At 61.1% G+C, this 18,932-nt stretch carries 18 protein-coding genes; 6 read left to right on the forward strand and 12 right to left on the reverse strand.

The window, feature by feature from the left end:
* Positions 1–3 precede the first annotated feature (3 nt).
* From E5678_RS12725 to flhD, 11 genes are all read right to left on the reverse strand, one after another.
* A complete protein-coding gene (locus E5678_RS12725) occupies positions 4–798 on the reverse strand; it encodes a hypothetical protein (protein WP_136178865.1) in 795 nt (264 codons plus the stop codon).
* Positions 791–2,299: a flagellar biosynthesis protein FlhF gene (gene flhF / locus E5678_RS12730; protein WP_136178866.1), complete on the reverse strand. Its 1,509-nt coding sequence runs from the start codon at positions 2,297–2,299 to the stop codon at positions 791–793. The genes E5678_RS12725 and flhF overlap by 8 nt, the downstream gene beginning before the upstream one ends.
* Positions 2,296–4,377, reverse strand: a complete 2,082-nt coding sequence (flhA, locus tag E5678_RS12735) for a flagellar biosynthesis protein FlhA (RefSeq protein WP_136178867.1) — start codon at positions 4,375–4,377, stop codon at positions 2,296–2,298. Before flhA ends, flhF begins: the two co-directional genes overlap by 4 nt.
* Positions 4,374–5,531, reverse strand: a complete 1,158-nt coding sequence (flhB, locus tag E5678_RS12740) for a flagellar biosynthesis protein FlhB (protein WP_136178868.1) — start codon at positions 5,529–5,531, stop codon at positions 4,374–4,376. The genes flhA and flhB overlap by 4 nt, the downstream gene beginning before the upstream one ends.
* A 108-nt stretch (positions 5,532–5,639) precedes the next feature.
* Positions 5,640–6,695 carry a glycosyltransferase gene (locus tag E5678_RS12745; protein WP_136180768.1) on the reverse strand — a complete coding sequence of 352 codons (1,056 nt, stop codon included), beginning with the start codon at positions 6,693–6,695 and terminating at the stop codon, positions 5,640–5,642.
* Between the two features lie 62 nt (positions 6,696–6,757).
* The gene (locus E5678_RS12750; RefSeq protein WP_136180769.1) at positions 6,758–7,330 is read right to left on the reverse strand and encodes a protein phosphatase CheZ; all 573 of its coding nucleotides are present in this window, start codon (positions 7,328–7,330) and stop codon (positions 6,758–6,760) included.
* 58 nt (positions 7,331–7,388) lie between these two features.
* On the reverse strand, positions 7,389–7,775 hold the full coding sequence (gene cheY, locus E5678_RS12755) for a chemotaxis response regulator CheY (RefSeq protein WP_136178869.1): 387 nt from the start codon (positions 7,773–7,775) through the stop codon (positions 7,389–7,391).
* Between the two features lie 62 nt (positions 7,776–7,837).
* On the reverse strand, positions 7,838–8,857 hold the full coding sequence (gene motB, locus E5678_RS12760; RefSeq protein WP_136178870.1) for a flagellar motor protein MotB: 1,020 nt from the start codon (positions 8,855–8,857) through the stop codon (positions 7,838–7,840).
* Between the two features lie 267 nt (positions 8,858–9,124).
* The gene (gene motA, locus E5678_RS12765) at positions 9,125–9,985 is read right to left on the reverse strand and encodes a flagellar motor stator protein MotA (protein ID WP_136178871.1); all 861 of its coding nucleotides are present in this window, start codon (positions 9,983–9,985) and stop codon (positions 9,125–9,127) included.
* A gap of 171 nt (positions 9,986–10,156) precedes the next feature.
* Positions 10,157–10,690, reverse strand: a complete 534-nt coding sequence (gene flhC / locus E5678_RS12770; RefSeq protein WP_136178872.1) for a flagellar transcriptional regulator FlhC — start codon at positions 10,688–10,690, stop codon at positions 10,157–10,159.
* A 44-nt stretch (positions 10,691–10,734) separates the two neighbouring features.
* Complete coding sequence (flhD, locus tag E5678_RS12775; RefSeq protein WP_136178873.1) at positions 10,735–11,070, reverse strand: flagellar transcriptional regulator FlhD; 336 nt, start codon at positions 11,068–11,070, stop codon at positions 10,735–10,737.
* Between the two features lie 911 nt (positions 11,071–11,981).
* On the opposite strand from flhD, the gene E5678_RS12780 reads away from it, so the two are divergent.
* The 4 genes from E5678_RS12780 to E5678_RS12795 all read left to right on the forward strand — a co-directional run bounded on the left by E5678_RS12780 (position 11,982) and on the right by E5678_RS12795 (position 15,426).
* The gene (locus E5678_RS12780; protein WP_281728074.1) at positions 11,982–12,782 is read left to right on the forward strand and encodes a flagellin; all 801 of its coding nucleotides are present in this window, start codon (positions 11,982–11,984) and stop codon (positions 12,780–12,782) included.
* Positions 12,783–13,053: 271 nt separating this feature from the next.
* Positions 13,054–14,469, forward strand: a complete 1,416-nt coding sequence (fliD, locus tag E5678_RS12785; protein WP_136178875.1) for a flagellar filament capping protein FliD — start codon at positions 13,054–13,056, stop codon at positions 14,467–14,469.
* Positions 14,470–14,695: 226 nt separating this feature from the next.
* The gene (gene fliS / locus E5678_RS12790) at positions 14,696–15,127 is read left to right on the forward strand and encodes a flagellar export chaperone FliS (RefSeq protein WP_136178876.1); all 432 of its coding nucleotides are present in this window, start codon (positions 14,696–14,698) and stop codon (positions 15,125–15,127) included.
* Positions 15,128–15,129: 2 nt separating this feature from the next.
* Positions 15,130–15,426, forward strand: a complete 297-nt coding sequence (locus E5678_RS12795) for a flagellar protein FliT (RefSeq protein WP_136178877.1) — start codon at positions 15,130–15,132, stop codon at positions 15,424–15,426.
* Between the two features lie 252 nt (positions 15,427–15,678).
* Here E5678_RS12795 and fliE read toward each other — a convergent pair whose 3' ends face one another.
* Positions 15,679–15,951, reverse strand: coding sequence for a flagellar hook-basal body complex protein FliE (gene fliE, locus E5678_RS12800; protein ID WP_247597033.1), 273 nt, complete (start codon positions 15,949–15,951; stop codon positions 15,679–15,681).
* Between the two features lie 242 nt (positions 15,952–16,193).
* Between fliE and fliF the strand changes: the two genes are divergently transcribed.
* Together fliF and fliG are read left to right on the forward strand one after the other, a co-directional pair.
* Positions 16,194–17,867: a flagellar basal-body MS-ring/collar protein FliF gene (gene fliF / locus E5678_RS12805; protein ID WP_136178879.1), complete on the forward strand. Its 1,674-nt coding sequence runs from the start codon at positions 16,194–16,196 to the stop codon at positions 17,865–17,867.
* A 35-nt stretch (positions 17,868–17,902) separates the two neighbouring features.
* The gene (fliG, locus tag E5678_RS12810) at positions 17,903–18,898 is read left to right on the forward strand and encodes a flagellar motor switch protein FliG (protein ID WP_136178880.1); all 996 of its coding nucleotides are present in this window, start codon (positions 17,903–17,905) and stop codon (positions 18,896–18,898) included.
* Positions 18,899–18,932 lie beyond the last annotated feature (34 nt).

Genomic DNA, 18,932 nt, shown 5'->3' on the forward strand with positions numbered 1-18,932 from the left:
TCATCAACTCCAGGTGGTTTGAGCGGTCCACGGCCGCATGCTCTGCGCCTCGGCCCATGCGTCGCGACGCTGGGTGGGCTGTGTGGGAACACCCAGTGCGGCTTCTTGCACACGCAAGCCCCAGGTGTGCAAAGGCCAGGTTGAGGCCTCCAGATTCAGGTGGCGCCGGGCACAATCGATCACGGTCTTGACCACCTGCTGCAGCGGCAACTCAGCCAAGACATCGCTTTGCTCCAACGGTGCGAGCACGGGCGAAAACCCCGCTGCGTACAACGACTTGAGAGAAGCGTAAGCATCGATGCTGGCCTGTTTCTGGGGCAGCACCGGCACCATGACCTGGACCGGCATGCCCGCCAGGATCGACACCAGAGTCGATGCTGGGGCGTACAACAGCACCACCACCTTGGCGGCGAATGGCGCCAGCAGGCGCGACAGCGCCACCTGACCACCGGCCGCACGCGCGGTCTGCTGCAGTGCCTGCAATCCCAGCGCACCCGGCATGACGAGCCACTCCGTCCCGTCGGTGGGCCGGTCGAGCCCCGCCAGCGAAGCATCGTTCAGCACCTGCAACAAGCCCACGTGGCTGCCTGCGGCCTGGCGCCATTCCCCCGACTCCTGGGCGCTGCCGTCCACAATGACTGGATGACACCCCATCGAGCTCAGGTGCGAGGCCAGTGCACACAGCATTTCGTAAGCGCGTGCCGGCTGTGCCGGGCTGGCCACCGGCATCAGACGTGCCTCACTTTGCCGAGATTCGCCGCGCAGCCCCGCTGCCTGGTTCCAGCCGACCTCAAACACGGGCGCCTCCCAGGTTGATGCCGCGGGCTGTGGCCTGCGAATAGTAGAAACCCATGTCGGTCGACACAGGGTCGTGGGCCTTTTTGCCCTCGCTGCCCAAGGACAGGCGCACCAGGGCATGTCCGTCAGGGGCCTGCCAGTCTTCGGGCACGCGCTGGCCATTGGCCACGCCGCGCAACACCGCCTGATGGCGAATCAACGCGTCGAGTGCCGGACCCAGTTTGACCGCTTCGTCCACTTTGCTGAGCACCACGCCATGGAGCGTGCTGGCCTTGAAGGCGTTGAACACATCGTCCAGCGTGTCGCCATGGGCGCCGGCATTGACCACCAGGGTCTTCTTGATTTTGGGCATGTCCAGCACATCGAACATGTCCTGGATGCGTTGATCGCGTTGCCCCAGGCCAGCCGTGTCCACGATGACCATGCGCTTGGTGGACAGGAGATTGAGCAGATCCTTGAGCGCGGCGCGGTCGTGGGCCAGGTGAGCGACCACGCCCAGCATGCGGCCGTAGGCCCGCAACTGTTCGTAGCCCGACACGCGGTAGGTATCCAGCGTGATCAGGCCCACACTGCCTTCACCGTAGGTCTTGACACATTGCGCTGCGAGTTTCGCCGCGGTGGTGGTTTTGCCCACACCGGTGGCGCCAATCAGAGCGATCACGCCGCCTTCATCACACAGGCTGCCGCCCGCGGCCGGCACTTTCAGGTTGCGGATGAGCACGTCTTGCACCCAGCGCACGGCTTCGGCTGGCGATGCATCAGACGGCACACGCTCCAGCACGGCGCGCGACATGGACGGCGAATACCCCGAACGAATCATCTTCAGCATGAGCTGGGACTGGATGGGGTTCTGCTTGGACGAGCCAAGCCAGGCCAGGGTGTTGAAGCGCTCTTCGATCATGTCCTTGAGCGCGGACAGCTCCACCGCCATATTGGGACTGGCGGCCTCGGTCATGCGGGCAGGGGGAAGCGGCAGCGAATCCTCCCACGCGGGCGGCGCTGCCGATCGGGTGCGGATGGGGGCCGGGGCCGCCTCGGGCATGGCCATGGGCTCATTCATGCGCTGAACAGGCACTTGCACGGGTGGCGCCGCGCGGCGCGGTTCAGGCGCCGTCCGGATTTCGGGCGCCAGGTCGGGCGCGATTTCATTGGAGAGCGCGGCTTTGCGTTTGCGCAGCATGCGTTCGCGCACATACTCTTGAAACGACAGCGTGCTCATGGACATGGCTTCGGTATCGCTCTCCACGGAGTCGGTCGCTACCGGGGCCCGCGCTGTGGTCCGCTCAAGGCCTTTGCCGTCGCGGGTGACGATTGAGGGCATGCGATCGTTGCGCGCCGCAGACGGTGTTGGCGGCGCCAGGCTTTCTTCGGCTGCCGCCATGACCTCAAACCCTTCGTCGGTCGCCCGGCTGGAGAGGATCACGGCGCTGTCGCCGAAGGTATTGCGGGCCTTCGACATGGCTTCGCGGGATGTGGCGGCGATGAAACGCTGGATGTTCATGATGCTAGCTCTCCAAGGATCGGGCCAATGCGGATGAGATGGGTTTCGGGAATTTCACTGTGCGCCAGCACCTGCAGGCGCGGCGCGGCCCGGCGCAACAGGCGCGCCATGGCGGTACGGATGGCATCGGGCACCAGCAAGCAGGCTGGAACGCCCTTTTCCTCTTGCTGGTTGGCGATATCGGTGGCCGACTTGCTCAGCATTTCAGCCACGCCAGGATCAAGCGCACCAGTGGCATTGGGCGAAAGCGATTGCATCAGCAGGCGCTCAAGGCCGGGCTCGATCGCAATGACTTCCAGCTCTTTGACCGGGCCATAAATCTGCTGCACGATGGCCGGTGCCAGCGCCATGCGCACCCGCCGGGCCAGTTCCACGGGGTCTGTGGTGGCGCTGGCGTGCTCGGCAATGGCTTCGATGATGGTGCGGATATCCCGCACGTGCACCGACTCTTCCAGCAGCAGCTGCAGCACTTTCTGGAAGATGGCGACGGAAATCATCTTGGGTACAACTTCTTCAATCAGTTTGGGGGCCAGGCGGGTCACGTGTTCAACCAGTTCCTGGGTCTCCGTCCGGCTCAGCAACTTGGCTGCCTGGACTTGCATCAAGTGTGAAAGATGGGTGGCCAGCACAGTCTCGGAATCAACCACCGTAAAACCCGCCATTTGCGCGTTCTCTCTTTGTTTGTCTTCGATCCAGTGCGCAGGCAAACCAAAAGCGGGGTCGGTGGTGGGGGTGCCGATCAGGGGCATGTTCACACCGCCCGGATCGATCGCCAGGTACATGCCGGGGAACACCTCGCCCTCGCCCACCACCACACCCCGCAAGGTGATGCGGTAGCCGCTGGGCTTGAGCTCCAGGTTGTCGCGCACATGCACCGCTGGCGGCAGAAAGCCCACCTCCTGTGCAAACTTCTTGCGCACCCCTTTGATCCGGGTGAGCAAGTCGCCCTGGCGGTTTTTGTCCACCATGGCGATCAGGCGATAGCCCAGCTCCAGCCCCAGCAGGTCCACCGGCTGCAGGTCGTCCCAGGTGGCTTCTCCATCGGGATTGACGGGTGCTTGCGCTTCCACCGCGACGGGCCTGCGGGATTCCTGCAGGCGCCACCAGGCCAGCGCACCAAAAATGGCGGCAAACGACAGGAACACCACATGGGGCATGCCGGGGACCACGCCCAGCATGAAAAGCACCGTGGCCGTGATGCCCAGCACCTTGGGTGAGGAAAACATCTGGCCCACAATCTGACCGCCCAGATCGGCGTCTTTGCCCACCCGTGACACCACCATGGCCGCGGCCACCGAGATCAACAAGGAAGGAATCTGCGCCACGAGCGCATCGCCCACCGCCAGCAAGATGTAGCTGTCAGCCGCTTCGCCGGCGCTCAAACCGTGTTGCGCCACGCCGATGATCAGGCCACCGATGATGTTGATGAACAAAATGATGATGCCGGCGATGGCGTCGCCTCGTACAAACTTTGAAGCACCGTCCATGGAGCCGAAAAACTCTGCTTCTTCGCCCACTTCCTGGCGGCGGCGCTTCGCTTCCTTTTCATCGATCAGGCCCGCGCCCAGATCGGCATCGATGGCCATCTGCTTGCCTGGCATCGCATCCAGGGTGAAGCGTGCCGACACTTCGGCGATGCGCTCCGATCCCTTGGTGATCACCACAAAGTTGATCACCACCAAAATCGCAAACACGATGAAACCCACGGCAAAGTTGCCGCCAATGAGAAAGTGGCCAAAAGCCTCGATCACCGCACCGGCGGCACCGGGACCGGTGTGTCCCTCCATCAGCACCACCCGGGTAGACGCCACGTTGAGCGACAGGCGCAACAAGGTCGTCAGCAACAAAACCGTGGGGAAGACCGAGAAGTCCAGCGGCCGGCGCATGTAAGCCGAGACCATCATCACCATCAGAGCCAGTGCGATGTTGAGCGAGAAAAAGGTGTCCAGCAGCCAGGCCGGCAGCGGCAGCACCATCATGGACAGCACCGTGATCACCAGCAGCGGTGCCGCCAGGCCCTGTGCCCAGCCCGCGTTGTTGTCAAACCAAAGCTGGATCTGTTTCAGTTGCGCATTCATGGGCGGGCCTCTGAGGCGGGGTTCTTCCAATGGGGATCCAGCTCCCGCGGCACTTCGGGCGTGGGCGCGGCTCCGGGCATGGCGCCTTTGCCGTTCATCGCGGCCTTGAGCTGGTACACATACGCCAGCACCTGTGCCACAGCGGTGTACAGGGCCGAGGGAATTTCGCCGTCGATCTCGGCGTGTGCAAAGAGAGCGCGCGCGAGCATGGGGGCCTGCAATACCGGAATCTTGTGCTCTTTGGCTACATCGCGGATCTTCATGGCGATCAAGTCGGCCCCCTTGGCGATCACCCGAGGGGCGTTCATGGTCGTGTCGTCGTACTGAAGCGCCACGGCGTAGTGGGTCGGGTTCATCACGATCAGGTCGGCGCGCGGCACGGCACCGATGCTGTTGCGCTGGGCCATTTCGCGCTGGCGTTGGCGGCGTTTTCCCTTCATCTGCGGGTCGCCCTCACTCTGTTTGTGCTCCTGCTTCACTTCCTGCATCGACATCTTCATGCGCTCGCCATAAAGGTACTTCTGCATGGGGAAATCCACCATCGCCACCACGACGACCACCGCCATGAGTGAAGCCACACCGAACATCAGCCACTGACCCAGCTGTCCCAGGGCGCCTTCCAGCGGCTGCATCAGCAAGGTGGCAAAAAGTGCCAGATGGGAAGACAGAAAATGCCAGCCGACCATGCCGACGATGGCGGTGAGTACCGAGAGCTTGCCGGTCTCAAACAACTGCTGCTTGGAAAACAAGCGGCCGATGCCCTTGAGGGGGCTCAAGTGCGAGAGATCTGGCGTCATGGGCTTGGTGCTCAGGGCCCAGCTGCCCGCAACAAAAGAAGTGCCCACCGCCACCGCCAGCATCAGCACGCCCAGCGGGAGGTAAATCATCAAGCCGCCGCCAAAAGCGCCGATCATGACTTCGATGACCTGGGACGGGTCCTCCAACTGCTTGTGGTCAAAGTGGAGCTGGTTTTTCAATGCCGAGCGCAGGGCCTCAAAGCCCATGGGCATCAGCGCCACCAGCAGCGCGGCTCCGCCCCCCAACACAGCCAGGTTGGACAAATCTTTGGAGCGCGGAATATTCCCGTCCTCGCGCGCCTTTTTCAGGCGCTGCGCGGTCGCGGGTAAATTTTTGTCCTGACTGGAAGAATCCATGGCTCTGCTTCACCGGGTTGATGAAACAGATTGTGGAATTCGGGTCAGAAAACTAAAGGGGAATAAGCCGCTTTGCGACCCCGCTTTTCATCGACAAGCGGTGGGGCATTAGTTCGGCCTGGCCGAAAACCCGTCTGCAGCCGCTCGCATATGGCCACTCATCTGCAGGTACCTTGCGGCCTCCCCAGCCTCACCAAGACCGCCGTGAACCACCGACAGGTTGTGCGCGGCCAGGTAGCTGCCTCGCCCAAGGACGCTGCCATCTTGCTCGGCTCGCTCGCCGATCTCCAGGCAGCGCTCCCACGCGGCCTTGGCCATGGGCAACCATTCGGCCGCGGCATCCTGCGGACAGGCAACGGCGGCATCCAGACACAGGTCGCCCACGGTAAAGAAATAGTCGGGCGAATCAGCGAGTTCGGCAAGAAAGTCACCGGCCATGGCCAAAGCTTTTTGCAGACGGCCAGATTTTCCCAGGCAATGAAGGGTGCGAACGATCAACGAGGTGCGGCTGTTGGCGATGGGCCTGGCCGCGCCCAGGCTCCTCAGGTAGAGGTTTGCGGCTTCTTCCAGCTCGCCATAGGCTTCGAAATCCTTGCCCAGTTGAAACAACAGATAGGCATCATCGCCGCCAGCTTGCACGAGCATGGCCTGCAGCAAAGCCTGATTGCGCCCCTTCTTGGCCACCATCGCGTCGGGCTCATAGCCGTCATGGCCCACAACGAGTGCCATTCGGTGACGTGGCAAGGCCGATTCCGGCTGTTCGTGTACAGCCCCGATATACCGGACCCCGCGGGGCAGCCAGCGTGTCAACCAATCGACACCGACACCCGGGTTCGCAGCACCTCCGCACGAACTCTCCACGCGAATGGTGCCCAATCCGGCCGTTTGGTGAACGGTCTCCCGCAGACACTCACCGCCAGAAACAATCCACTCGTCGGCGTCCAGGATCAGATTCCAGTCCGCATTCGCGAGGACGAGGGCCTTGTTGCGGGCAAGGGCAAAACTGCCCGGCCACTCCATGTGCTGAATTTCGGCGCCACACGCTTGCGCCAGGGCGACCGTGTCGTCGCGCGAACCCGTATCGAGCACCAACATGCGATCCACATAGGGTGCCGCACTGCGGAGGCAACGCTGGATGCAACGGGCCTCGTCCCGGGCAATCATGACCAAAGCCGATGAGGTGGCTGCTGGTTTTTCGAGGCCGAAACGGACCACAGGAAGATCCCTCAGAAGCCCAAGCTGGCCAGCAAATCATCCACAGCGGCCTGGTCATTGACCACATCGGTGCGGCCCTCGCTTTCGACCACCGGCCCTTGCAGGCCAGGCGCCAGATCGGGCACGCTCTGCACGCTGGGCGCCGATTGCAGCAACAGCTCCATCAACTGCTCTTCGATGGTGGCCGCCAACTGGACCACACGCGCGATCACCTGGCCGGTGAGGTCGTGGAAGTCTTGCGCCATCATGATCTCCGTGAGACGCTCATCGGACTTGCGGCTGTTGTCGGCCACCTCCTGCGCCCACTCGGTGAGCTCGGGCATGGCCGCAGCCAGGCCGGGAACGCCTTTGATGGTCTGGCTGAGCAGGCCTGCCCGGTCCATCACCAGCGCTTGTTCGGCCTTGGCCGCATCGACATGGTTCAGCACCTTTTCGGCAGCCTCGCCGGTCAGACGCGCAATGTAATTCAGTCGGCTCTTGGCATCAGGCAGCTGACCCATCGTGCCCTGCAGCTTGTCTGCGTGCCCCAGCTCCTGCAGCGCATTGTGCAGTTGCCGCGTGATGCCACCCAGGCGTTGGTACATCTCTGGGTTGCCGGCTGCGTTGTTGATTTCTGTATCCACGGTGAGATCTCTCAACGGGTCAAAGACCCAGTTTTTTGAAGATATTGGCCATCTTGTCTTCCAAGGTGGCCTTCGTGAAAGGCTTGACGATGTAGCCAGCCGCTCCGCTTTGTGCCGCGAGCACAATGTCCTCCTTGCGGGCTTCGGCGGTCACCATGAGCACCGGCAGGTGCTTGAGTTTTTCGTCTTTTTTGATCTCGGCCAACAGCTGGAAGCCGTTCATGTTGGGCATGTTGATGTCCGACACCACGAAATCGAATTTGCCGTTGCGCAGCTTGTTGAGTGCAATCGCGCCATCCTCGGCCTCGTCGGCATCGGCGTGGCCGATTTCCTTGAGCAGGTTGCGCACGATGCGTCGCATGGTGGAGAAGTCGTCAACGATCAGGAATTTCATCGGTTGGCTCATGGAGGGCTCCACGAAGGAATGGTCAAAAAAATCGGGCGGGCAGTGTGATCCACCTGCCTTGTCTAGTGTTTCGTCACTTCTGGGGCAATCTGTAGTCTGGGAAGCGCTATCTTTCCCTCTGTCGGTGGTGTGTCCACGGGTTCGGCACCGCCGCTCTCGCTTTGCGACGCTTCGCTTGCCGGCATTTCACTTCCGTCCAGCGCTGGATCGGGTGCGCCACCCGACAACACCCGGCGTTCAGCTTCTTTGGTCAGGATCAGGATGCTGATGCGCCGATTGGTTGGCGCGCTGGGGTCTTCAGGCGTCATCGGACGGCTGGAGGCCAGGCCCTCGACCCGCAACATCTTGCTGTCGGGCAAGCCACCCACCACCAGTTCGCGCCGCGAAGCATTCGCTCGGTCTGCCGACAGTTCCCAGTTGCTGTAGCCCCGGTCGCCACTGCCGTACGGCATGGCATCGGTGTGGCCGGCCAGTGAAATCCGGTTTTCGACATCCACCAGCGCGCCACCGATCTCGCGCAAGATATCGCGCATATAGGGCTTCACAATGGCACTGCCCGTATCAAACATGGGGCGATTCTGTGCGTCAACGAGCTGAATCTGCAGGCCTTCAGGCGTTTGCTCGAGCTTGATCTGGTCGCCGAATTCGGCCAGCGCAGGGTTGCTGGCGATCATGTCGGAGATTTTTTGTTCCAGCGCGTCGATGCGTTGAGCATCCTGGCGGGCCAGTTCGGCGCGCGCCATTTGTGCGCCAATGAGCTTGGCCGCCCGCTCTGCATCGCCGCCGTCGACCTGGCCAGCCGATCTGCTCAGGTCACGCCCGCCGCCAGGCAAGATGCTCTCGCTGTTGCCTGTGCCGTCACCACCCAGCAACGAAATTTTGACCGGTGCCGTGAAATAGCTGGCGATGCCGTTGAGATCCCCCTTTGAGGTGGAGCCCAGCAGCCACATCAACAAGAAGAACGCCATCATGGCCGTCACGAAGTCGGCGTATGCGATCTTCCAGGCGCCGCCATGCGCCACATGCCCGCCCTTCTTGACGCGCTTGACGATGATGGGCTGTAGTTTTTTCCCATCAGCCACGGTGAGCCCCCCCCTGCGCCGCCTGCGGCCTCACCCCCTCAAGGGGGCGGCACTTGCAGCCTGGCGAAGCCAGTTCCGCGGTGCCCTGGGCCAGCGAAACAGATCTCCGGGCAGGCACGGGATATCCACTCGAAAAGACAGAGCCCACTCGGCGCGAGATACATTGGCCCAGCGCACCCGTGGAACCGGCTTTGCCGGGCCACAGGGTGCGCTCCCCCTCGCGAAGCAGAGGGGGGGTGACGCGAAGCGGCGCGGGGGGGTGATCCCTCATTTCTGCCCCTTGACGTGACTCTCCAGCTCGGAGAACGTCGGGCGCTCGGTCGAATACAACACTTTGCGGCCGAATTCGATGGCGGTCGACGGGGCATATCCCTGCATGCTGGCCAGCAACGTGGTTTTCACGCACTGGAATTCCTTGCCGGCCTCTTCCATCTTCTGTTCCATGAGGCCGCCCAGGGGCTCCACCACGCCGTAAGCCAACAGAATGCCCAGAAACGTGCCGACCAGAGCCGAACCGATCATTCCACCCAGAATGGCCGGCGGCTGGCCCACCGAGCCCATGGTGTTGACCACGCCCAGCACGGCGGCAATGATGCCGAATGCGGGCAAGCCACCCGCCAGGCGGCCAATCGCAGCCACCGGCGCATGGGCTTCCTGGTGGTGTGTATCAATTTCGGCGTCCATCAGCGACTCGATCTCATGGGCATTGAGGTTGCCTGAAACCATCATGCGCAGGTAGTCGGTGATGAACTCGACCACATGGTGGTCGCCGGCAATGGTGGGGTATTTCTTGAAGACAGGTGACTGTTCGGGGTTCTCCACGTCTTGCTCGATCGCCATCAGGCCTTCTTTGCGCGCCTTCTGAAGAATCTCGAACTGCAACGAGAGCAATTCCATGTAGCGTGCCTTGGTGTACTTGGAGCCCTTAAAGGCAGCCCCCACCCCAGCCAGCGTGGATTTGATCACTTTCATCTGGTTGTTCATCAAGAAGGCGCCCATGGCCGCCCCCAGAATGGTGATCGTCTCGAACGGCAAAGCCTTCAAGATCACGGAGATGTTGCCGCCGTGAAAGATGTACACCCCGAAGATGCAGACCATCGAAAAGAGAAACCCGATGATGAGAAACATGTTGTTGACCTCGAAAACTGAAGCGATCCCGTCACTGCCGGCATGAACGGGCAGGTGCTTTTTCTATCGGTCAACTCTAGGTGTGAATGCAACAGGGCATGCACGCAAAAAGGGCCCTGTAGAGGGCCCTTTTTTCGCTTTGCCGGTTTTAGACCGGGCCAACGTCTGCGGTCAATGCAGACGCAAACCCGATCCACTGCCCTTGCCTGCGCGGGCAGGCGGCGCGCACAGGCCACAGGTGAAGTTGCGCGCATTCTCATAGGGCTCCGTGACAAAGCTTCCACCGCAGCAAGCGCATTTGGTCAGGGTCAGCATGCCGTTGTCGACAAACTTCACCAGACGCCAGGCCCGCGTGACAGAAAGAAGCGGATCGATCTGGCTGGCCGTCATCTGATCGGCGTAGAGGCGGAAAGCCTTGATCACCGTGTCGATCTCTTCGAGTTCGCTGGTTTTGGACAGGTACTCATGGATGTTCAGAAACAACGAAGCATGGATATTGGGCTGCCAGGTGAGAAACCAGTCCGTGGAGAACGGCAGCTGACCCTTGGACGGCGATTTGCCAGCCACTTCCTTGTACAGACGCAACAGACGCTCATACGACAGACTGGTCTCATACTCCAGCACCTGCAAGCGTGCACCCAGCTTGATCAGGGAGATGGCGCGCTCAATATCGCGTGACTCGTTGAGAATGCTTTTGGTGGCCATGGTGTCTGTCTCCTAAGGGCGTCGAAAAAAGGCAGCGCTGGAAATCAGTGCGTTGCCATGGACTCGGCGTAACGGCCGGCCATCAGGATGCTGGCGTGCAGCTGCGTGGTGGTGGTGTTGTCGACCTTCTTCACGTTGTGGTTGGTCAGCAGGCTCCAGACCAATTCGTCGTCCACCCGAAAACGGCACAACAACATGTTGCTCGAGGCGATTTTGAGCAGCTGGGCCGTGGACAACATGCCCAGCAGATCAGCGGCTTCTTCGCTCAAACCCAGACGGAACAGAGCTTCAGCGCGGTCCTTGCGGATCATGTTTTGCGCCAGCATGAGGTAGGTCAGGTTGGCTTCGCGGATTTCGACCAAGAGTTGTTCGCTGTCCATGGGGTTCTCCTTCGGGTGAATGACCCAGGTCTTCGATGTGGGCGGGTTGCTTACATCTGTTGACCTGATGTGAGTAATTGTGTCGAGCGTAAAAATTTCTTGAATCGGCGAATGGCTGTTTGACTTGTCAGGGGTCACACCTGTGCTTGTCAGGTTTTTTCCTACAACCAAAGAACTAACACCGCGCCAACCGGCCCGATCCTCCCATTGATCTCATCGAGATCTCACGCAGATCACGTCCAGGTCCGGCCTTGAACTCACCTTGAGCGGCCCTGAACCCGCCCTGCCCACGCTCGCACCTCCGAACACGCTGCGGCCGAGCGGTCGCCAAACTTCACATCGCCTGTGGCAGGCCGATACAGGTGAAACCGGATGCAGAGAAACCCAATCAACCAGGGCTTTTGAACCCTCTACCCCAGCGTTTTCTCAGCCACCCTTCGGCGCGGCTCACAGCGCATTTCAGGGAGGCGCGGTGCCGGGCCATGACCAAGCGCATTGGATGGAGGGTGCCCACAAGCTTCAAACCCAAGGGAGCCACGCCACTCACAAGTAGCCCGCACCGCACCGCTGGAAGGCTCGATCCCACGACCATGCAGTTGGCCGGGCTGGGCGCAGCAAAGGCGAGAACTGGGACACACATTTCCCTCTTTTTCAAGCAAACAGATACAAGTCAACGCTAAAGAATAGGCCGGGACCACCGAAATTGAACTCAACGGACTTCTAAAAAGGGTTCGTCGTCCGGCAAGCGAAGCGGCGAGATGGCAAAAGTGGCCCCAGGGTCCAGCCGGCTCGCCACCAGCAACCGGTCATGGCGGCTGGCAGCAATGCTGGCGTTGAGATTGGCAGCAATGCCGGATTACTTTTATTTCATTTTTTAGGAGTTAGTTATGAGCTCGATCAACACCAACGTAATGTCCCTGAACGCACAGCGCAACTTGTCGGCATCGTCCGGCGCGCTGGCCACCTCCATGCAGCGCTTGTCCTCGGGCCTGCGCGTCAACAGCGCCAAGGACGACTCCGCTGGCCTGGCCATCGCAGAACGCATGAACGCCCAGGTCAAGGGCATGAACGTGGCCATCCGCAACGCGAACGACGGTATCTCGCTGGCTCAAACCGCTGAAGGCGCGTTGGGCAAGGTGGGCGACAACCTGCAGCGCATGCGTGAATTGGCTGTGCAGTCTGCCAACGCGACCAACTCGACCTCGGACCGCACCAACCTCAACGCCGAATACACGCAGCTGTCCGCCGAGGTGACGCGTGTCCTCACCGGCACCAAGTTCAACGGCACCGACTTGTTGTCCACCGCTGCCTCCCAGTCCTTCCAGGTGGGCGCCAACAACGTGGCCACTGACAAGATCGCTGTCAACACCACCAACCTGACCACCGGCACCGGCGTGGCGGCAGTGACAGCCGGAAACATCTCCACCGCCGCCACAGCCTTGACACAGATGGACAGCCTCGACACGGCCATCAACGAGATCACCTCGGCCCGGGCGACCTATGGTGCCGTGCAAAACCGCTTCGACTCCGTGATTGCCAACCTGCAGGTGGCCTCTGAGAACCAGGCTGCTTCGCGTGGTCGCATCATGGACGCCGACTTCGCCACAGAAACTTCCAACCTGTCGCGAGGGCAGATTCTGCAGCAAGCCGGTACCGCCATGATCGCCCAGGCCAACCAGCTCCCCCAAGGCGTCTTGTCCCTGCTGCGTTGATCACCCTTCGGGCGACCGACTCTCCACTTCGAGGGCCGGAGCCCGACAAACGGAGGTTCGATTCACCTCCGTGGTCCCAGCATCCCCTCTCAAGGGGGATTCACAGAGCACATGCCATTCGCGTGTGGTCTGTGAATCCGCATTCACACTTCGACACCGCCGTCTCCTGGCACCTGCATTCCCCGCCGGAACAGGAAACAAGCCTTCGGGTTTCCCAGCCTCACGCTGCAGCTACAGGAGACGCGAGCGGAGCAACCGACCAGGAGTTCCCATGGCAACCATCTCGTCCCCAGGCATCGGCAGCGGCATCGATGTCTCGTCCATCGTCAGCCAACTGGTGGCCCTTGAGCGGGCGCCACTGACCCAGCTCCAGTCCACGGCCAGAACCACCCAGACCAAGCTCTCAACCTATGGCACGATCGCCTCGCAGGTGTCGGCACTCGGCGACGCAGCGGCCAAGCTGGGCTCCAGCTCGGGATGGAACGCGGTCAGCGCCACCTCATCCAACACCTCCGCGATCGGTGTCACGGTTTCGGCCGGCACAGCAGCCACGGCCTTGACCATGGAAGTGTCCCAATTGGCCAAGGCTCAATCGGCCGCGTCCAGCGCCGTCCCCACGGCCTCAGCCGTGGGCACAGGCAGCATGACCATCGAGCTGGGTGCCTGGAGCGGCAACAGTTTCACAGCCGGTTCGGCCACCCCGGTGAGCATCACCATCGAAGCGGGCCAAGACAGCCTCACCGAGATCGCGGCCAAGATCAACGATGCTGGCGCTGGCGTATCGGCGACGGTACTGAAAGATGCCTCGGGCGAGCGCCTGTTGTTGCGCTCAAAGGAAACAGGCGCAGAGAACGGTTTCAAAATTTCGGTGACCGACGACGACGGCAACAACGGCGACAACATCGGTTTGTCCCGGTTGGGGTTTGACCTGGCGAGCGGCTCCGGCCTGACGCAAACCCAGTCCGGACAAAATGCCCTTGCCACCATCAACAACGTGTCCATTTCTTCGGCGAGCAACCTGCTGAAAGACACCTTGCCCGGCATCAGCATTCAGCTCTCACAGGTGACCACGTCTCCCGTAGAGATCAACGTCACCAAAGACACGGAAACGGTCAGCGCCAACGTGCAAGCTTTTGTGAGCGCATACAACACGCTCAATGCCACGCTGGCCAGCGCAACCAAATACGACTCGTCGACTCAAACGGCAGGTACATTGCAAGGCGACTCCACGGCCACAGGCCTGCAAAATGCCTTGCGCGCCATGATGCGCTCGGTGACCGGCAGTTCGGCCTACAGCCGGCTCTCGGATGTCGGCATCGAACTCCAGTCCGATGGCAGTCTGGCAACCGACTCCACCAAGTTCTCGAGTGCCCTAAGCAATCTGGACGAACTCAAGTCGTTGTTCACCATCGCCACCGGCAGCTCAACGACACAAGGGTTTGGTTTGAAGATCAAAGAATTCGCCTCTGCCCTGATTGACACCGGCGGGCGAATCACCAACCGCACAGACGCTTTGCAAAGCGCCATCGACCGCAACACAGACGATCAGGAACGCGTAACCGACAGGGCCGCCCGTGCCGAAGTGCGGTACCTGGCGCAGTACAACGCCATGGACGCCAACGTGGCCAAGCTGAGCGCCCTCAACAGCTTCATCACCCAGCAGATCACGTTGTGGAACAACGCTTGACCCTGCCCAGTCATGTCGCGCAACAACATCAAGTGCAGGAGCCTCCATGTTTGAAACCGCACACAGCCCAGTGACCGCCTGGAACACCACTTCAGGCAGCCGCTTCACGTCTGATCCTGATTCCGTTGAAACCATGAACACGGGCACCGAAATCCCTCTGCCCATGGCTACAGTCCCCGCCTTTGATGCCGATACAAAAAGGTATCAGCCACAAGGAAGCGACACCATGTTTACCTCCGTACAGTCCCGTGCCAACGCCTACCGCCGCATCGCCGCAGAGACCAGCGTGCAGGGTGCCAATCCTCACCAACTGGTGGGTTTGCTGTACGACGCACTGCTGCAATCGATTGCCGCAGCGCGCGGTGCCCTCGCACGTGGCGAGATCGATGCCAAAGGCGTTGCCATCGGCAAAGCCGTTCGCATCCTTGAAGAAGGGCTCAAGGCTGGCTTGAACCTCGATCAGGGCGGCGAGATCGCTGCCAACCTGCAGGGGTTGTACGCCTACAGCGTGATACGCCTGACCTACGCCAACCTCCGCAACGACGAAGCCGCGCTTGAGGAGGTGACGCAGCTGATCGAGCCCGTGGCCTCTGCATGGAAACAGATCAGCGGGACCGCACCCACCCCATCGTTGCCCGCCACGGGCCCTGGAGCCTGACCATGGAGCACACACTGTTGGACTACTACAAAGCCATTGAAAACGCGAGCCAGAAGATGCTGGACGCCGCCCGCACGAAAAACTGGGACCAGGTGGTGCACATGGAAGGGACCTGCACGTTGCTGATCGCTCAGCTGCGAAGCAAGGCCAGGTCCAAAGCGCTGGACGCCGAAGAGCGCAAAGAAAAGACGCGCATCATGCAACGCATCCTGCGCACCGATGCCGAGATCCGCAACCTGGCCGAACCCTGGCTCAGCGACCTCGCCTTGATGATGGACAAAACCGCGAGTATTCATTGAACCACCTCCGCGCCGCACCTGCGGCGTGCGACCCCTTCAAGGGGGCGGTGCTGGTGACCCGACAAAGCCCACTCCACGGCACCCGGGATAAAGCCCGCTCGCTGGAGAAATGCTGGTGAACGAATGAAGATCGAAACGGGACGGGCTTGGCCATCGAAGGGAGGCCATTCCAGAACGCAGCGGAACCGGCTTCGCCGGGCCGTCAGCTTTGCCCCGTCGAGAGAGTCGTCCGAAACGCGGCAGGGGGGAGCGTCAAACGCTCATGTTCATGATGTCGGTGTAAGCCTGAACCATGCGATTGCGCACATTGAGCGTGGTCTGGAAACCAATCTGGGCCTTTTGCATGGCCAGCATGGTTTCTTCCAGGCTGACCTTGGGGTTGCCCAGCTGCACTTCGGTCTGCAAACGGGTCACCTCGTTCTGGGATGCGCTGACTTCCTTCAGGGCGGTCTTGAAGTTGTCGGCAAAACCACCCCCCACACCGCCGGCGCCGCCCGGGCCATTGGCGGAAGCGGGTCGCTTCATCTGCAACCCGGCCGTCGGGCTCAATGCCTGGCTGCTCAACGGCGAAATTCTTGCATCCATGGGGGGCTCCTTGCAGATCTAAAGCTAGGCCCCCATGCTAGGGACGCAGCGAAGGTCACGCTGTGGGAATAGAGGGTCAAAGTCCACCCTTTTCCCGGCTATGCCTGAGACGGGGGAATCGAATAATGGGTTGCACAAGGGGTTGAACCCCCACCAATGTCGTTACCTGAGCACCTCGCCCCATGAGCACTTCTGTCGCTGAACTGGATATCCAGCCCCCGAAGCAAAGCGCCCTCGGCGCGGGCTTCGCTCGCATGGACAACACCCAGAAGACGCGCCTGGCCATGGGTGTCATTGCCCTGCTGGGCATTGTCATGGCCCTGTTCTTCATGGGTCGCGAGCCCGATTGGCGGGTTCTTTACGCGAACATCAACGACAAAGATGGCGGCGCCATCGTGGCGCAGCTCACCCAGATGAACGTGCCTTACAAGTACACCGAAGGCGGCCAGGCCATCATGGTGCCTTCTGACAAGGTTCACGACACACGCCTGCGCCTGGCCTCACTCGGTCTGCCCAAGGGTTCGGTCACTGGCTTCGAAATCATGGAGTCCAACCGTTTTGGCATGACTCAATTCCAGGAACGGCTGACATTTCAACGGGGCCTGGAGGGCGAGCTCACCCGCTCCATCCAGTCGATTTCTTCGGTGCAGTCAGCGCGCATCCACCTCGCTCTGCCCAACCAGAATGGCTTCTTTCGCGAGCAACAAAAGCCCTCGGCTTCGGTCCTGCTCACGCTCTACCCCGGACGCGTCCTGGACAAGGCACAGATCGCCGGCATCGTCCATCTCGTGGCTTCGAGCGTGCCGGAATTGAATCCCAAGGCTGTGAGCATCGTCGACGATGCGGGCAGCCTGCTCTCAAACTCCTCAGACGACCAGTCGCAGGGCGCCGACAGCGAAAAGCTCAAGTACGTGCAGCAAATGGAGCAGATGTACACCCGGCGAATCCTCGACATGATCGAACCCCTGGTGGGCGTTGGCAATGTCAAGGCGCAGGTCAATGCCGATGTCGATTTCTCCTTGGTGGAACTGACCTCTGAGCAGCACCGCCCCAACCAGTCCGCCGAGACCAGCGCTGTGCGCAGCCAGCAAACAGTCGAAGATGGCACAGCCGCCGCTGCACAGCCTGCAGGCGTTCCCGGCGCCACAACCAACCAGCCGCCGGTGACAGGGACGGCCCCCATCAACGGCGGCGCCGCGCCCCTGAGCGCCGCAGGCAACGCCGACCAGTCTGCCAAGACTCGCCGCGAATCGGTCATCAACTACGAGGTGGACAAAACGGTCAAGGTGGTTCGCGAAGCAAGCGGTACCGTCAAGCGCCTGAGCGCCGCTGTGGTGGTGAACCACCGCACCTCCACCGACAAGAGTGGCAAGGAAACGTCAACAGCCATCCCGCCCGAACAACTGGAGCAAATGACCGCCCTGGTGCGCGAAACCATCGGCTTCAGCAAAGACAGGGGCGACTCCGTCAACGTGGTCAACGCCGTGTTCAATGTCTCCAAACCCATCGCGGAGGAACCCGTCGCCTGGTGGCTTCTGCCAGACAACCAGGAGCTCGCGCGCAGCCTTTCATGGCCCGTCGGCCTGGTGCTGATGGGGTTGGTGGTGCTGATGGGTATGGTCCGCCCCGGAATGAAGATGATGCGCACGCCCGTTGTTGAAACGCCCGTGAAACCGCAATTTGATGCCGTGCTCAACGAAATGCCAGACCGCCCTGGTTTGCCCATGCCAGAAGTGGACGTGCAAATCACCAAAGATCAGACCCGGCTGGCAGATGCCAAGCGCCTCGCGCTGGACAATCCAGCCGCCGTGGCCAACATCGTCAAGGGCTGGGTGAACGGCGAAGCCGCTACCTGATGCCACATCCCCACTACGCACACTGAAGCAACAGCATGGAAGACCAAGGACTGCACGACGCCGCCATCTTTCTCATGTCGCTGGGCGAAGAGGAAGCGGCTGAAGTGTTCAAACACCTCAGCCCCAAGGAAGTTCAGCGGCTGGGCGAGACCATCGCCAAGACCCGCTCGGTATCCAACGAACGGGTGAGCCAGGTGATGGAAAAATTCACCAGTGCGGCCTCTTCTGAGAGCCTGCTGGTTTCCGACACCGACAACTATGTGCGCGCGGTGCTCAGACGGGCTCTGGGCGATGACAAGGCCTCGTTGCTGATCGACCGCATTTTGCAAGGCGGCGACGTCACAGGGATCGAGAGCCTAAAGTGGATGGATGCCATCTCTGTGGCCGAGTTGCTGCGCAACGAGCATCCGCAGATCATCGCTGCGATCCTGGTGCACCTGGAGTTTGACCAGACGGCTTCCATTCTCAAGAACTTCACAGAACGCACACGCAATGACGTGATGCTGAGGATTGCCACGCTGGAAGGCATCCAGCCCACAGCCCTCAAAGACCTCAACGAAGTGCTCTACAAGATCCTGGCCGGTGGCGACAAGGTGCGAAAGACCTCCATGGGCGGTGTCAAGGCTGCGGCCGAGATCATCAACATGATGGGCACCCAGATTGAATCCTCGGTGATCGAAACCATTCGTGAATTCGATGGCGAGCTGGCGCAGAAGATCATGGACAAGATGTTCACCTTCGAAGACCTGCTCAAGCTGGACGGGAAATCGGTGCAGATGATCCTCAAGGAAGTTTCTGGCGATGCGCTGGTGATCTCGCTCAAGGGTGCTTCGAGCGAGCTGCGAGAGCTGATCCTGGCCAACATGTCCACCCGCGCCGCCGAAGGCTTGCGCGAAGACCTGGAGTCTCGTGGACCCATCCGCCTGTCGGAAGTGGAGACACACCAAAAGGAAATCCTCAAGGTGGTTCGTCGCCTGTCCGACGAGGGCAGCATCATGATCGGTGGAGGCGAGGATGAGAGCTTTGTCTAGGTCCAGTGCCCACTCACGGTTCGTCCCTCGCGAG

The sequence above is a fragment of the Hydrogenophaga sp. PAMC20947 genome, assembly GCF_004795855.1.
Taxonomy (GTDB): Bacteria; Pseudomonadota; Gammaproteobacteria; order Burkholderiales; family Burkholderiaceae_C; genus Hydrogenophaga.

Excerpts from the sequence above, each read along its gene's own strand:
- flhF (WP_136178866.1), bottom strand. The coding sequence starts at position 2,299 with ATGAACATCCAGCGTTTCATCGCCGCCACATCCCGCGAAGCCATGTCG.
- flhA (WP_136178867.1), bottom strand. The coding sequence starts at position 4,377 with ATGAATGCGCAACTGAAACAGATCCAGCTTTGGTTTGACAACAACGCG.
- flhB (WP_136178868.1), bottom strand. The coding sequence starts at position 5,531 with ATGGATTCTTCCAGTCAGGACAAAAATTTACCCGCGACCGCGCAGCGC.
- E5678_RS12745 (WP_136180768.1), bottom strand. The coding sequence starts at position 6,695 with ATGATTGCCCGGGACGAGGCCCGTTGCATCCAGCGTTGCCTCCGCAGT.
- E5678_RS12750 (WP_136180769.1), bottom strand. The coding sequence starts at position 7,330 with ATGTACCAACGCCTGGGTGGCATCACGCGGCAACTGCACAATGCGCTG.
- cheY (WP_136178869.1), bottom strand. The coding sequence starts at position 7,775 with ATGAGCCAACCGATGAAATTCCTGATCGTTGACGACTTCTCCACCATG.
- motA (WP_136178871.1), bottom strand. The coding sequence starts at position 9,985 with ATGTTTCTCATCATCGGGTTTCTCTTTTCGATGGTCTGCATCTTCGGG.
- flhC (WP_136178872.1), bottom strand. The coding sequence starts at position 10,690 with ATGGCCACCAAAAGCATTCTCAACGAGTCACGCGATATTGAGCGCGCC.
- flhD (WP_136178873.1), bottom strand. The coding sequence starts at position 11,070 with ATGGACAGCGAACAACTCTTGGTCGAAATCCGCGAAGCCAACCTGACC.
- E5678_RS12780 (WP_281728074.1), top strand. The coding sequence starts at position 11,982 with ATGTCCCTGAACGCACAGCGCAACTTGTCGGCATCGTCCGGCGCGCTG.
- fliD (WP_136178875.1), top strand. The coding sequence starts at position 13,054 with ATGGCAACCATCTCGTCCCCAGGCATCGGCAGCGGCATCGATGTCTCG.
- fliS (WP_136178876.1), top strand. The coding sequence starts at position 14,696 with ATGTTTACCTCCGTACAGTCCCGTGCCAACGCCTACCGCCGCATCGCC.
- E5678_RS12795 (WP_136178877.1), top strand. The coding sequence starts at position 15,130 with ATGGAGCACACACTGTTGGACTACTACAAAGCCATTGAAAACGCGAGC.
- fliE (WP_247597033.1), bottom strand. The coding sequence starts at position 15,951 with ATGAAGCGACCCGCTTCCGCCAATGGCCCGGGCGGCGCCGGCGGTGTG.
- fliF (WP_136178879.1), top strand. The coding sequence starts at position 16,194 with ATGAGCACTTCTGTCGCTGAACTGGATATCCAGCCCCCGAAGCAAAGC.
- fliG (WP_136178880.1), top strand. The coding sequence starts at position 17,903 with ATGGAAGACCAAGGACTGCACGACGCCGCCATCTTTCTCATGTCGCTG.